Origin of the sequence: Larkinella bovis (assembly GCF_042655385.1) — a bacterium.
GTDB classification, from domain to species: Bacteria; Bacteroidota; Bacteroidia; order Cytophagales; family Spirosomataceae; genus Larkinella; species Larkinella bovis.
The window spans coordinates 1,516,839-1,531,768 of sequence record NZ_JBHSMA010000001.1 but is presented as its reverse complement, the minus strand read 5'-3'; the positions used below and the strand labels follow the sequence as shown (position 1 = coordinate 1,531,768).

Sequence of the window (14,930 nt, the reverse complement as noted above, 5' to 3'; positions counted from 1 at the left end):
GTCTGAACTTTGATTACACTGATTAAAAAAACGCTGATTCGGGTAAAGGTCAATAGAGGTCGTCCAGCGACAGTTGCAGATACCGGTGAACGGCCTGGAAGGTACTGATCAGCCCAATAATGATCCCAAGAATGATGACGGAACCGAGCAGAATACCGGTTTTTTCGGGCTCCTGCAAGGTGGCCAGCCCGTCGATATTCCGCAGGGCTACCTGCAAGAGTATGAACAACAGAGCTGCTGCAACCAGGCCGCTGATCAATCCCTGCAACATCCCCCGACGCAGAAACGGAAGCTGAATAAAGCCGTTGGTGGCGCCGACCAGCTGCATACTCCGGATCAACAGCCGCTGCGAATACAGCGCCAGTCGGATTGTATTATTCATGAGTACGATGATAATCACCAGCATGATTACCGCAAAAACCGACATGATGATGTAGATTTTCGTGATGTTCTTGTTGATCTCATCGACGATATTTTCCTGATAAATGACTTCAAAAACGCCGTTGACGTCCTCCAGATCCGCTTTTACTTCCTGCAGCCGGGCTTCTTCGAAATAATCCTCCTGCAACTTGATCCGGTAGCTGTCGCGGAGCGGATTTTCGTTCAGGAAATTGCTGAAATTTTCCTGGGTGTCAGCCATAAACTCCTTGGCCGCCACATCCTTACTGACAAATGTGACCTGCGGAGACGAACCGTTGTACAGGACGTACGGTTTTTTGATGATTTCCGCGTTGAGCCGGGCAAGTTTATCCGAAGTCAGGTCCTTGTCCAGAAAAACGCGTACTTCGTTATTTTCCCGGATGTACCTTACCAGTTTCTTCGATTGAAGCACCAGCATTCCGCAAAAACCGATTAGAAATAAAGCCGAAGTCAGGCTGAAAAGAATCATCCCGCTCGGATAGGCACCCACTTTCTTTTTTGCAGCCATAAAGAAGCCTGATGGGCCACGATGGCAGCCCGGTCAACGTTGGTTACAAAAATACGGATTTTGCCCGAACGGTTGGTGTGAAAAAAATGAAGAAGGGAAGATTTAGGAAAAATTAAGACTTCAGCCCCGTTCATACCCACAGAGTAACGTCCGCGAATCCAGCGGTTTTTCAGCCACAAACGCGGTAATTACCGGACGAAACGGACCAGCTGATGATCCGGCGGTATAACTGATCCTTCCCGGCTACTTGATAGCCGGGAAGGAATCATTGGGCTAGCTGAGGATGAGTGCGGTCGCCAGTTGGCGTCCAGGCGTTCAATACCGTAAACTGGCTCCCATTACACCTCCACCGGTCCCACATGCACGGGGGGCAGTTGCGCCAGTTCGTCCATGTCAAAAAGCCGGGACTTAATGTAAAACCGGATACCAAGCGGAATTTCGAGCGAAAAGCTGGCTCCCCGTCCCGGCGTTACGTCGACGGTCAGGTGGGTGTGTTTCCAGTATTCAAACTGATCTTCCGACATGAAAAAATCGCAACCGTGAATCTGGCCGAGCCAGACATCGGAGGAGCCGATCAGGAAATCGCCTTTGGCAAAGCACATCGGCGACGATCCGTCACAGCAGCCTCCGCTCTGGTGGAACATCAACTCACCATGCTCCCGGCGCAGTTTGTCGATGATGATTTTGGCCGCTTCCGTAACGTCAACGCGGGAAACGCTCATACGTGAAAGAGTGATAGACTGAAAGAGTGAAAGAGCGAATAAAACCGTCCTGGGCCGCTCTTTCACTCTTTCGCTCTTTAAAAGAATCCTAACTTATTCTTGCTGTAGGAGATCAGCAGGTTTTTCGACTGGCGGTAGTGGTTGAGCATCGACAGGTGATTTTCCCGACCAAAACCCGACTTTTTATAACCGCCGAAGGATGCGTGCGCCGGATAGTGGTGGTAGCAATTGACCCACACCCGACCGGCCTGAATAGCCCGCGGCACCTGATATAACTCGTGCGCATCCCGCGTCCAGACGCCCGCGCCCAGCCCATAGAGCGTGTCGTTAGCCATGTCGATGGCTTCTTCCACCGTTTTATAGGTCGCTACCGATACGACGGGCCCGAAGATTTCTTCCTGAAAAATCCGCATTTTGTTGTTGCCCCGGAAAATCGTCGGTTCGATGTAGTAACCGCTTTCCAGACCGCCATTCAGTCGGGCCGGGCCACCGCCGGTCAATATTTCGGCCCCTTCCTGCTTGCCAATGTCGATGTATGACAGAATTTTCTCAAACTGATCGTTGGATGCCTGCGCTCCCATCATGGTCGTCGTGTCGAGCGGGTGCCCCATTTTGATGGCTTTGGTCCGTTCAACCACGCGTTCCATAAAACCGTCGTAGATACTTTCGTGCACCAGTAAGCGGGAGGGACACGTGCAGATTTCGCCCTGATTGAGCGCAAACATGACGGCTCCTTCGATGCACTTGTCGAAAAACGCATCGTCGGCGTCCATGATCGACGGCAGGAAAATGTTCGGCGATTTGCCGCCCAGTTCCATCGTCACCGGAATCAGGTTTTCCGAGGCATATTGCATGATGAGTCGACCGGTGGTGGTTTCACCCGTAAAGGCTACTTTCGCTACCCGCTTCGACTGCGCCAGCGGTTTTCCGGCTTCGGTCCCAAAGCCGTTGACGACGTTGACAACCCCTGCCGGAATGATGTTTTCGAGCAATTCCATCAGGACCAGAATCGAGGTCGGGGTTTGTTCGGCGGGTTTCAGCACCACGCAGCAGCCGGCCGCCAGGGCCGGAGCGAGTTTCCAGGTGGCCATCAGCAGTGGGAAGTTCCAGGGAATGATCTGCCCCACCACCCCGATCGGTTCCTTGATGATCATCGAAACCGTATCGGCGTCCAGTTCCGACACCGATCCTTCTTCGGCGCGGATGACACCGGCAAAGTAGCGGAAGTGGTCAACCACCAGCGGCAGGTCGGCGGCCATCGTTTCGCGGACGGCTTTCCCGTTTTCAACGGTTTCGACGCGGGCCAGAAACTCGAGATTTTTCTCGATGACGTCGGCAATTTTCAGCAATATATTGCTCCGTTCGGTGGCCGATGTCCGCGACCAGCTCGGGAATGCTTTATGGGCGGCATCCAGGGCCAGGTCAATATCAGCCGCTTTTGACCGGGGAACGCGGGAAATCAAACTATCATCAACGGGCGAGTGATTTTCGAAATAATCGCCACCGACTGGCGGCACCCATTTCCCACCGATAAAATTTTCATACTGACTCTTGAATTGTGGTCGTTCCAATAGAGTAGCCGAGCGGGTGGCTACGGGGGCTTCCAGGGTTTCCATGAATTTAAGAATGGGTTAAACTGATTGTTCGAATTTGAATTGTGACAAATTTTGCCGAAATCGTGCAAGAATATTTTCGCAATCGTCTCAAAAACTTACGGGATTGTCTCTTTCTCATTCTGGTGGATGATACGATTTTGAAACTCGATCTGTAGTACGCTGGCCGGTTTCGGCATTAAATGGGGAACGATCCTATGACAACGGGAAAAAGAATACTGCGAAACGAAATTGCGATGCCATCCTGGGGGGGGAAGCTGGATGCATTGGTAGAAAATAAGCTGACCTTAAGCCATGATGTGGCCGAGCTGAATCTGTATGAAACGTTTCAGCGGGCGCAACTGGTCGAGCTGGAGTTCAGTTCTCCGGTTTTGACCAGTATGCTGACGGGCAAGAAGGTCATGCACATCGACGAGTTAAAACCGTTTGATTACCTGCCCGGCGAATCGCTGGTGTTACCGGCCAATAAACCGATGAAAATCGATTTTCCGGAAGCCTCCCTCGAAACCCCAACGCGCTGCATCGCCCTGACGATTTCGGGTGAATTCATCCAGCAAACCGTCAACCACCTGAACGAAGAGTATCCTCGGACCGAACCGGATGAGGTTTGGGAAGTGGATGTAAATAATTACCATTTCCGCAACGGGCTGGAAATCAGTCTACTGATCGATAAGATAATCCGGCTTTATCGGGAAAACAACGTGATGAAGCCGTTCTTCATTCATAAGTCACTGGAGGAACTGATTGTGCGGCTCATGCAGACTCAGGCCCGTCGCGTACTGATTGATCAGGCCCGAAATTTCATGAATACGCACCGGCTGGCGTTTGTGGTGGAATACATTCGGAATAATCTGACGAAGGCCTTGGCGATCGATGAACTGTCGAATCAGGCCTGTTTGTCCAAATCGCATTTCTTTCGGTTGTTCAAGAATGAACTGGGCATTTCGCCGATCCAGTTTATCCTCCAGGAACGCATCCGACTGGCCAAGCAAATTCTGACCAACCCGGCCAAATCGATCACGGATGCCTGTTACGAATCAGGTTTCAACAGCCTGACGCATTTTAGCAATGCCTTCCGAACCATCGAGCGGATCAGCCCCCGTCAGTACAAACAGCAGCTATCGTAGGCGGTTTTAATGGTCATGCCGGCGCATGTACTCATCGACCGAGAATTTTCCGGAGCCAATCACCACGAACATAATCAGCAGGAACAGAACGATAATCGACAGCCAGAGTTCGGAATTCAGGGTTGAAAAGCCCCGGCTGATGTTGACAAAAAATACCGCTCCCAACAGGATGGGCAGTTGCAGCAGGGCCGCCAACCGGGTCAGACACCCTATGGCGATCAGTAAACCGCCCACCAGGTGGACAAAGGCAACGTAGTGCACCAGAATAACCGGGGTCAGACCAAAATCCCGGTCACCGACCAGCGAATACAGGTGTTCGGTATCCCCGATAAAACTTACACCTTTCAGGAACAGGACAATTCCCAGCATAATGCGAAGTGCGTCAATCCAGGCGGGGTGATGCGCATCACCCCAGTGTTCAACACGTTGTAGCACATTCATGATCTAGCTTTTTGGTATAACCAACCTAAGTTAGGTAAAAAACTTAGATAAAAGCAAGATCAATTTGGGGTATTTTGGGGTCTAAATGATTTTCGGGCATTTGGTGCTTCCCGCCATCCGGGATCGGCGGTTTTTAGGCATTCGTTTGCTGGTAACCTGGACCGGGGGGGTTACCCGGGGCTCTGTTGTTTTTTTCGGGATGATCATCGTTAACAACTCGTCGAGCGGGCGGTAGTCCGGTGGGGTTGGTTTGTCATTCTGAAGGGGGAAATGGTGATCCCCGGGAAATTCGTAGCGTTCGAAGTCGTAATCGTAGAGGTAAATATTGATATAACCGTCTTTGCTGTACTTCGAACTAATTGAATTGGTAGGCATCAGGGCCTGCGCCGACTGAATATCGGGTCGAATAGCGAGCGAATCCTTGAAGTATTCCTTGTAAACTTTATAGCGATTAAACCGGTAAACCAGACTGGCCGAATCGATGGTAATGGCAATATTCAGGTAATGGCGGCCAAAGTCGCCTTTTCCGGTCCGGGCGTATAAAACGCCGAGGTTATTAATAGCGCTGCGGTCGAGATGGCCGAGGTAACTTTTCACCGCTTTGTCGTACTCCTCCGTATTTTTATAGACGTTACCGAGGTTGTTGTAATACGTTTTTTGGGTGGAATCGAGGTCGCGGGAGCGCTCATAGTCCCGAATCGCGCGGTAGTAGTATTGTTTAGCGTTGTGTAAATCTTTCTGTTTCTCGTATTTCAACGCCATATACGAGCGGACAATGCCCCGGTTGTTGTGCAGAAACGCTTTGTGGTGGCCCCGGTTAATTACGCTATCGAGAACGGCTTCGGCCTGTTCAATGCGGTCTTTTTCCAGTAAGGAAATCGACAGTCCATTCAAGGCATTAATACTCTGTGGATTATGCCGTAACGCCCAGTAAAAATTATCGTAGGCTTCATCCATATTCCCCGACTTCAGGTACATATTCCCTTTGTTGGTGAGCATTTTGTCATTCTGGGGAGAAAGACGGATGGCTTTTTCCAGGTAAGAAAGCGTGTAGCGAAAACTGTCCTTTTTGCGGTACACTTCGCTGGCTCCGGCATAGGCCGCCGGATGATCTTTATTCAGGCGCATCGCCACGTTCAGGTGCACGAGCGAAGAGTCCAACTGGTTCAATTCCAGTTGGGTCAGTCCCAGGCTCAGAAAGCAATCCGCGAGGTCTTCGTCTTTCTGGTCAAATAAATCCGGCGCTTTGGAAAAATGCTCCATTGCCTGTTCGTGCAGTCCCTGCCGGTGGCTCACCACGCCCAGCCCCAGGTGAATGTGCGGATCGTCCGGTTCCAGCGCCAGGGCTGCCTCGAACTCGATCCGGGCTGAACGGTAGTCACGAATGCTGCAAAGGGCATTCCCCAGTCCGGTCCGGGCCTGAACCCACTGAGGCCGAAACTGAACGGCCCGCCGATATTCGGCGACGGCTTTGGCATATTCTTTTTGTCCATAAAAGGCATTGGCCAGACCAAACCGGGCCGGGGCCTGATAGGTACGGTCGCCGGAAAGTAGGTAATTCGTGAAGGTTTCGGCGGCTTCGTCGTACTCTTTCAATCCCAAAAGCGCATTTCCGATTCGGACAGGCAGCATCGTGGCCAGGTTGGGCACCTTATCGAGGGATTGGTAGGCACTCAGCGCTTCGCGGTATTTGCCCAGGCCGAGGAGGGCATCGGCTTTCACCAGCCGATACAGGGGTTCGCTGCCCCGCAGTCGCACGGCTTCGGAAGCGGCCCGTCCAGCTTCTTCAAATTGCCCCGCATTTAGGTGAGCAACGGCCCGGTTATAGGCCACTTTGTCGGCTCCTTTGCCACCGGGCGTGTTTTCGAGTAAGGTCAGCCCTACTTTGGTATCACCGCTCATGCAATAGAAAATTCCCTGATTGACCTGGGCGTGCGCAAAAGTAGGAATTCGCTGAAGCAATTGACTGGCTTCTTCGTAGCGTTTAAGCTGACTCAGAATAATCGCCTGATTATAGAGTAACGTATCCGAAGGGCGGCCCGCAGCAGCCCGTTGCAGAAGCTGGAGAGCCCCGGCAAAATTCTTGTTTCGGGCGAGTCGAATGGCGGTATTGTTCAGCCGCGGAACGGAATCATTATCAGCAATATGACCTCCCGGCGAATGCCCTACTACCGGCTGGAAGGATGCAAAAAAAAGAAGTACAAGGAGCTTGCATAGAAATTTTGGCATTCGCTCTGAAGTTAGGACGGGCAGGGTGAAGATACGGTTTTTGCACGGCTCGGCCAAAGAACGTAAGCTTTCGAAGCAAAATTGTGATCGTACGGCTAAATAAAAGTAAAAAAAATACGTTTTAACTATTTTTTCGGAGGGCCGGATTGGGGATTTTTTGCGGACGAATTCGGAAGGCTGACCAGCCCTGGAGTGACGTTTTAGTTAGGCAGGATTGGCAGGAAAAGAGCGACGGGTTAAAAACGAGAAAACCGGGATAACCCGGTTTTCTCTGCGGTTTGGCTAGAGCACCTTCGCCTGTAACGGTTCACATTGCAGACGGTTTTCATACAGAAATTCAATCAGGTCCGCCACAAGGCCCGTCCACCCGGTTTGGTGATTGGCACCCAGGCCACTGCCGTTATCGCCGTGGAAGTATTCGAAAAACAGGTGCAAGTCTTTGAAATACGGATCATCCTGGTATTTCCGGTAGCCGTTATAAGCCGGTATGTTGCCCGTTATGTCGCGCCGGAAAATGTTCACCAGCCGTTCGGCGACCCGCACGGTGGCTTCTTTGATACTCATTACCTGACCGGAATTGGTAGGGTATTCTATCTCAAAATCGTCGCCGTAGTAGTTGTAAAACTTCAGCAGGGAGTCGATCAGCAGGTAATTCACCGGGAACCAGATGGGGCCGCGCCAGTTGGAGTTGCCGCCAAAAAGGCTCGTTTCCGACTCATTTGGAACGTACTTGACCGTGAAAATTTCGCCGTTCAGGTTGAACTCATACGGTTTTTCGCCGTGGTATTTCGACAGCGCCCGGATGCCATAATCAGACAGGAATTCCGTTTCGTCGAACATCCGTTTCAGCAGCATTTTCATCCGGTGACCGCGCAGCAGCGAAAGCAGGTGGGTCGCGCCCTTGCCTGGTTCGTGCCAGCGCGAAATCAGGGAAGCCAGGTCCGGCCGGTTGGTCAGCACCCACTCGACCCGGCGTTTGAAATCCGGCAGTTTTTCCAGCAACGCATCGTCCAGAATCTCAACGGCAAAGAGGGGAATCAGGCCCACCATCGACCGGATTTTCAGCAACATACTGGAGTTATTGGCCGTATGCAAAACATCGTAATAAAACTGATCATCCTCATCCCACAAACTAATGCCCTGACCACCGAGGTTTTTCATGGCGGCCGCAATATGCAGGAAGTGCTCGAAAAATTTGGACGCCATATCCTGATACGTCGGCCGGACCAGCGCGATTTCGCAGGAAATTCGCAGCATATTCAGCGTGTACATCGCCATCCAGCCGGTGCCGTCGGCCTGTTCGATATGGCCGCCCATCGGCAACGGCTGGCTGCGGTCGAAAACCCCGATATTATCGAGTCCGAGGAAACCGCCCCCGAAAATGCTGTTTCCGCTGACGTCTTTGCGGTTGACCCACCAGGTAAAGTTGAGAAGCAGCTTATGAAAGACCCGTTCCAGAAAATCGACGTCACCTTTGCCGTTCATTTCCCGGTCAATCTCGTAGACTTTCCAGGTTGCCCAGGCATGAACCGGCGGGTTCACATCCCCGAAATTCCACTCGTACGCCGGAATCTGACCGTTGGGGTGCATGTAATACTCCCGCAGAATAACCGCGAGTTGTCGTTTGGCAAAATTCGGATCGAGCCGGGCCAGCGTTAGCGTATGAAACGCGAGGTCCCAGGCGGCAAACCAGGGGTATTCCCATTTGTCGGGCATCGACAGGATGTTGGCCGTGTACATATGCCGCCAGCCCGAATTGCGCTGATACGCCCGCCCGTGGAAGGGCGTCGGCATTTTGGGATCGCCCTTCAGCCACTCATTGACGTTATAGTAGTAGAACTGCTTGTTCCACAGCATTCCGGCATAGGCCTGCCGTTGAATATTCCGCAGTTCCGGGTCCGTAACATTCCGCTGCAACTGATCATAAAAGGCGTCGGCCTCCGTGATTCGTTGCTGAAAAATTTCGTCAAAATCATCGAAAGGCTGCGCGTTATGCGTATCCTGACTAAACCGGAGTCGAAGGGTGACCGAGCCCTCCGCCGAAACCGTCCGTTCGTACCGGGCTGCGGCTTTTGAGCCAATCTGGTTGGGGTTGACAAATTTCTTGTCCCCGGTGGTGATGTAATTATTGATTCCGTCCTTGCAAAACAGCGAGTCGTTGGGAATACCGTACAGCCGCTCCGCATTGGTTTCGTTTTCGCAGAAAAGCAATTCGTCGGCACCTTCGCAGTAGAGTTTGTACTTGCCCAGTAGTTTGTGATCCACCGCAATCTGGGTCGTTGAAATCCCGCTCAAAATCGGTTTGTAGGCATACTGTTCGTAGCCCCACGACCAGGTGTTTCGGAACCAGAGTGTAGGCAACAGGGTCAGTTTTGCTTCTTGCTGGTACCGGTTATGGGCCGTTATTTTGATCAGAATGTCATTTTCGTCCTTCTTGGCGTATTCGATGAAAATGTCAAAGTATTGATTGTTATCAAAAATACCGGTTTCAACGATTTCAAATTCCGGCTGCAACCGGTTTCGATTGCGTCCTTCCTCCACCAGTTGGGTATACGGAAAATGCTGCTGCGGGTATTTGTAGAGCATTTTCATGTACGAGTGGGTCGGCGTACTGTCGAGGTAATAATACAACTCCTTGACGTCCTCGCCGTGGTTTCCTTCGGGGCCGGTCAGCCCGAAAAGCCGTTCTTTGATGATGCTGTCTTCGTGGTTCCAGAAAGCCAGGGCGAAACAGACATGGCCTTTGTTGTCAGAAAGGCCACCAATGCCATCTTCCCCCCAGCGATAGGCCCGGGAACGTGACATATCGTGGGTAATGAAGTTCCACGCGTTGCCATGGACACTGTAATCTTCGCGAACGGTGCCCCAAGACCGCTCCGAAAGATACGGTCCCCATTTCTTCCATCCCTTGTTGTCCGAACGGGTGTAAATGCGTTCGCGCTCAATGCCGTTTTCCATCTTAAGGTTGTATTCCATGTGTGAAACTTCGTTACGGTAGTACGTCAAAAACAGCTTACTGAATTAGACGATCTGACCATACTGAAGTCATTGACCGCCTGAATTTAGTGCGCAGTTACAAAATTGGTATCAAAAGGTGGCTATTAATTTCATTGGTTCCGAAATAAAGGCGCATCAAAGAGTGATGCTTTTCCTATCGGCAGGCGCGATGATTGTGAGTTATCAGACAGGAGCAGATTCGTAAGTAATTGCTGTTGTAACATTTTTCGGGCCATAGTTGCCGGCCCGGGGTAAAAGTTTTTTTCCGGTAAAAAAAACGGGCGATAGATTCATCCATCGCCCGTTGACCGGTTTTTTAACGCCTTAGTCCGGATCGGTCACCGGGGTATTGCTATTGTTATCGCGTTCCGTCCGGGGGTAGGGGTAGAAATTACGGTTGCGCTCCCCGGTTACGCTCGGCCCTGACCGCCCGAAACGGCGGCTGTCTTCCAGTCGAAAGCCGCTGAAGGCCAGTTCGATGGCCCGGTTGCGGTAAATTTCCGTCAGCACAGCCTCCACCGTTCGGGGACCTGCATAAGCCGGCAAACCGGCTCCGACGCCCCAGGGATCGGCAGCGGGCGTTTTGGTTAAAACCTTGTTCAGTTCGTCGATGGCCGTGTCGACATTGGTCGGAGAGCCCCCACTGGTAATGGACCGGATCAGGGCTTCGGCCCGAATCAGCAGCATCTCGCCCGGCAGATAAACCGGCCAGGGGGAATTATTGGCCGTGGCAAAGCCAGTTCCCAGATTCAGCGAGGCACTGGGTGTGGTCCGAACGTAAAACGGAATCCGCTTATCGGCCGGATCGGGAACGAGCGCGGCTGGCAGGCCGAGTGTGGCGCTCACCGGTTCGATGACGTTGCGGTTGCTGAAAGCGGTTTCGAAAATCGGATTCCGGGCGTTGTCGTCGAAGGCAAAAAAGGAGCGTTTCGTCAGATCGACTTTTCTGGCGGCTTCCAGGGCTTTGGTGTAGTCGCCCGCAAACAGGCTATACCGCGCAATCAATGCCTGAAGGGTATTCGGAATGTCGATACCGGGCACAATGGCCAGGGTGAATTTCGCCGAAATCGGAGCCGAAGCCAGTTGAGTAACCGCAGTTTCCAGTTGGGTAATGGCGTCTTTCAGTAACTGGGCCCGGGTCACAAAGGGCGCATTTTCGCCCGCTTTGTTAGGAGCCTGCTCAAAAAATTGCGCCAGTGTCCCCAGCGACAACGCTTTGAAAATCGACGCGTAGGCAATCACCCCGCTTTTGGTTCCGGCATCCCCCGCTTTGTCGGCATTGGTCAGAATGATGTCGGCATTGGCGTTGACAATCAGGCAACTGGTCCACAATTGTCGCACTACGGAGTTCTGATTGGTCACGTTCGCCAGCCCGGCTTCCAGGGCCACCTCATCGACGTTTCCGGCGTTGAGCACGCGGAACTCGCGGGTCGATAATCCGCCCCCGGCGACGGCGTTATAAATCGTGCCCAACCGCCCGCTGGTGTACCGCGACTGGAGGCCGTTGGCGAGCGCAATCAAACCATCGGGTGAGTTGATAACCTGCTGCTCACTGGCCGCGCTGGGGTTCAGGTATTGCTCCCGGCAGGCATTCTGGCTGAACAACAGAAGGGTCAGACAGCCAAGTAAGGAATATTTTTTTAACATCATGATCGTAAGAAGTTAAACAAGGAATCGCAGAAGTTTTCGTCCGGGTCAGAACGTGGCCGATAGTTGCACCTGGTACGTTCTCGGAATCGGGACGTTCCCAAAATCCAGGCCGCGCACCAGGTCGGAGTTACCACCGGCATTCGTTTCGGGGTCGAAACCGGGGTAGTTGTCCCACGAATAAAGGTTCCGGCCAATCAGCGAAATACTGAAATTGCTCATGTTTTTGACCAGCTTTGGCAATTGATAACTCAGCGAGATTTCCCGCAACTTGACGAACGAACCGTCGTCGATGCGCCAGGCTTCCGTGTTATAAATCGAATAAATGTAGCCCCGGGGCAGTTCCCCTTTTAACTCCTTCTCGGCATAGTCGCCGATTCCGACTCCCTGACGGGTTCGCTTGTCGGCATTGTATACATCAAAACCCTGAACAGCGTCGAGCAACACGCGCAGTGACGCTTTTTTGTAGGACAGGCTGCTGGCAAACGACCCCGTCCATTTGGGGTTCGGATTCCCAATCACCGCACTGATTGGGGTACCCTTCGGCTGGCCATCCGGTCCGCTATGATCCACCGTATACTCCACTGATCCCGGCTGTTGAATCCCCCGTTCCACCTGGGTAAAATTCTCTTTGGTCAAAAGCAGTGAACCGTCCGGATTGCGGGCGTAGGTGGTTCCGTAAAATACCCCGGCGGGCTGGCCTTTCAGCAGGTAAATGGAGCCGGCGGCTGTGGCCAGGTTAATCACCGGGCTACCGAGTTCCAGCACTTTATTGCGATTCCGGTTGAAGATCACCGTAACATCCCAGTTCCAGTCTTTGGTTTTCAGGGCGGTAGCATCCAGCGAGAGTTCAACGCCCCGGTTTTCCATGCGCCCCACATTATTCACAATATTGGTTCCGCCGTAGGAGGGAGCCAGGACGCGGTTAACAACCAGATCATTGATTTTCTGGTAATAAACCGTGGCGGTCAGGTTCAGCCTGTTGTTGAGGAACGACAGATCGGCTCCGCCTTCCACTTCTTCCATGCGCTCGGGCCGAACGCGCGGGTTGGCCAATACGCTGCCCGGCACAATGGTGTTTTTGCCGAGGAAGGGCGTTGGCGAAAACTGCCAGAACCGACTATACGTTCCGATCCCCGACAGGTTGCCCGATTCGCCGTACGACGCCCGAAGTTTCAGGGCATTCCAGACGTTGTTGAAGGAAACGTTTTTCCAGAAATCAAGGTCTGAAACCACCAGTGAACCGCTCAGTTTAGGATAAATCTGGTTGGTTTCGGAGGGCGAGAATTTGGACGACCGGTCGCGCCGGACGGCTGCGGTCAGGAAAGCCAGGTTGCGGTATCCCAAGGTGACCTGGCCGAAATAACCGCTCAGGTTGTAGCGATCCAAACTATACGTCGCCCGAACCGTCGTGCTGGCGGCTCCGCTGACCGTTTCGATAAACGGAGCCAGGTTCTGACCGTTGGCTACCGTTAAATCGTTCTGGTTGTACTGGTAGTTAAAACCGGCGATGGCGTTCAGCTTGAAATTCTCCGAGAATTGCTTTTCGTACGTAACATTTACATCGGAGTTCAGCAGCAGTACCTGGTTGTTGGCCGTGGCCGCAAAACCGGCCGGATACCGTTCGAGCGGGAGATTCGCTACGGCCTGGTAGGGATAAGGCCGGATGTAGTTCTGGCCCACCTGCGAGTAGCTATCCACGCCCAGAATCCAGTCGATACCCAGTCCTTTCACCGGTGTCAGGTTCAGTTGCACATCACCAATGGTCCGGTTGGTGCTTTGCGTGGAGCGCATGTCTTCGATGGTCGAAAGCGGGTTGACGCGCGAAGGCTCCACGGCCTGGAGGTTTCCGGCGGCATCGCGCTTGTTGATGTCCCAGATGTTGTTCGTAATGGTAATCGAATTGATGGGACTATAAAACACGTTGCCGTTGGGTTTCTCGTTCGAAAAACTATTGGTGTACGCCAACCCGGCGGTCATTTTCGCCCAGCTGGTCAGGCGCTGGTCGAGTCGGGCGCGGAGGTTATAGCGCTGAAAATCCGTGCTTTTGATAATTCCCTGGTTGTATAAATACCCGAATGAAACGTAATACTGGGTATTTTCACGGCCACCCGACACCGAAATCGCGTTGTCGGTGCCGGTTCCCGTCCGGAAAATCTCGTCAAAATAATTGTAACGGGTCACGTCCACGAGGTTCGACGCCAGGTTAACCGTTACGCCATCGCGCGTAACCGGCGTGGTAGTTACCCCCGGATTGGCCGCAATTTGGGCCGCTGTCGGTGGCCCGATCGTATGCAGCCGCAAATCGGCAAAACCGAACTGCTTGGGATACGTCGTGATGTAAACGCCTTTACGTAACTCGTTGATGTTGTAGCTGGTCGTAACCGTCACGCGCGGAGCACCAGTCTGGCCCCGTTTGGTCGTAATCAGAATAACTCCGTTGGCGGCCCGTGAACCGTACTGGGCGGCAGCGGCAGCCCCGTTCAGTACGTTGACGGTTGCGATATCAGCCGGATTGATATCGGCCAGCCGGTTTTGGCTAGGATTCGAAACCCCGATCTGGCTGTCCACCGCCAGCTGCGAGACGTTCGTGCTGGCGTTGCTGACAATCACCCCATCGACCACATAGAGCGGGTCCGAAGACCCCGTCAGGGATTTGATCCCGCGCAACCGGACCGTAATGCCCCCCGCCGGATCACCGGAGTTTTGCGTAATCTGGGCACCCGGAACTTTCCCCTGCAGACTGTTCAACAACCCGCCCGTACCGGTTTGGGCGAGATTTTCGGCCCGAATCGTACTGATTGCGTTCCCCAGTTCGCGCCGGGAAGTTTGGGTGGTCGAACCGGTGGCAACGACTTCGTCGAGGTTCATCACATCTTCCTTCAACGAGGCATTGGTGGTGACGGTCGGCTGACTGCCCAGGGTGATGGCTTGCCGAAACGGTGCGTAACCGATAAAGCTGAAATTGAGGGCGTACGTCCCGGCGGGCAGCGAAACGCCAAAGGAGTAGGTCCCGTTTTCGTCGGAAGCCGAACCCAGCGTGGTGCCGACAATGACCACCGTCACACCGGGCAGGCTTTGGCCGTTGGCGTCTGTGACGCGCCCGGTGAGGGTATAGCGCTGGTTCTGCGCAAAGGCAATGTCTGATAAAAGCAGCATTGCCAGGAAGAGCCCGAACCATCGGGAACGGAGCACATAGATTTTTGGCATACAAGTAGGGGAGAAT

9 protein-coding genes are annotated in these 14,930 nt (G+C 53.0%); 1 reads left to right on the top strand and 8 read right to left on the bottom strand.

Annotated features, from left to right (window positions below):
* Positions 1–49: 49 nt before the first annotated feature.
* From ACFPMF_RS06330 to ACFPMF_RS06320, 3 genes are all read right to left on the bottom strand, one after another.
* Positions 50–928 carry a cell division protein FtsX gene (locus ACFPMF_RS06330; protein WP_379842257.1) on the bottom strand — a complete coding sequence of 293 codons (879 nt, stop codon included), beginning with the start codon at positions 926–928 and terminating at the stop codon, positions 50–52.
* A 338-nt stretch (positions 929–1,266) separates the two neighbouring features.
* Positions 1,267–1,650 carry a DUF779 domain-containing protein gene (locus ACFPMF_RS06325; protein WP_379842255.1) on the bottom strand — a complete coding sequence of 128 codons (384 nt, stop codon included), beginning with the start codon at positions 1,648–1,650 and terminating at the stop codon, positions 1,267–1,269.
* Between the two features lie 77 nt (positions 1,651–1,727).
* Complete coding sequence (locus ACFPMF_RS06320; RefSeq protein ID WP_379842253.1) at positions 1,728–3,266, bottom strand: aldehyde dehydrogenase family protein; 1,539 nt, start codon at positions 3,264–3,266, stop codon at positions 1,728–1,730.
* Between the two features lie 194 nt (positions 3,267–3,460).
* On the opposite strand from ACFPMF_RS06320, the gene ACFPMF_RS06315 reads away from it, so the two are divergent.
* Positions 3,461–4,390 carry an AraC family transcriptional regulator gene (locus ACFPMF_RS06315; RefSeq protein WP_379842251.1) on the top strand — a complete coding sequence of 310 codons (930 nt, stop codon included), beginning with the start codon at positions 3,461–3,463 and terminating at the stop codon, positions 4,388–4,390.
* 6 nt (positions 4,391–4,396) lie between these two features.
* Here ACFPMF_RS06315 and ACFPMF_RS06310 read toward each other — a convergent pair whose 3' ends face one another.
* The 5 genes from ACFPMF_RS06310 to ACFPMF_RS06290 form a co-directional block, all read right to left on the bottom strand.
* Positions 4,397–4,831 carry a DoxX family protein gene (locus tag ACFPMF_RS06310; RefSeq protein WP_379842249.1) on the bottom strand — a complete coding sequence of 145 codons (435 nt, stop codon included), beginning with the start codon at positions 4,829–4,831 and terminating at the stop codon, positions 4,397–4,399.
* Between the two features lie 81 nt (positions 4,832–4,912).
* Positions 4,913–7,060 (bottom strand): tetratricopeptide repeat protein, encoded by a 2,148-nt coding sequence (locus tag ACFPMF_RS06305; protein ID WP_379842247.1) that lies wholly within the window; start codon positions 7,058–7,060, stop codon positions 4,913–4,915.
* 282 nt (positions 7,061–7,342) lie between these two features.
* Positions 7,343–10,036 carry an MGH1-like glycoside hydrolase domain-containing protein gene (locus ACFPMF_RS06300; protein ID WP_379842245.1) on the bottom strand — a complete coding sequence of 898 codons (2,694 nt, stop codon included), beginning with the start codon at positions 10,034–10,036 and terminating at the stop codon, positions 7,343–7,345.
* A 345-nt stretch (positions 10,037–10,381) separates the two neighbouring features.
* Positions 10,382–11,707, bottom strand: a complete 1,326-nt coding sequence (locus ACFPMF_RS06295) for a RagB/SusD family nutrient uptake outer membrane protein (RefSeq protein ID WP_379842243.1) — start codon at positions 11,705–11,707, stop codon at positions 10,382–10,384.
* A 45-nt stretch (positions 11,708–11,752) separates the two neighbouring features.
* Positions 11,753–14,914, bottom strand: a complete 3,162-nt coding sequence (locus ACFPMF_RS06290) for a SusC/RagA family TonB-linked outer membrane protein (protein WP_379842241.1) — start codon at positions 14,912–14,914, stop codon at positions 11,753–11,755.
* Positions 14,915–14,930 lie beyond the last annotated feature (16 nt).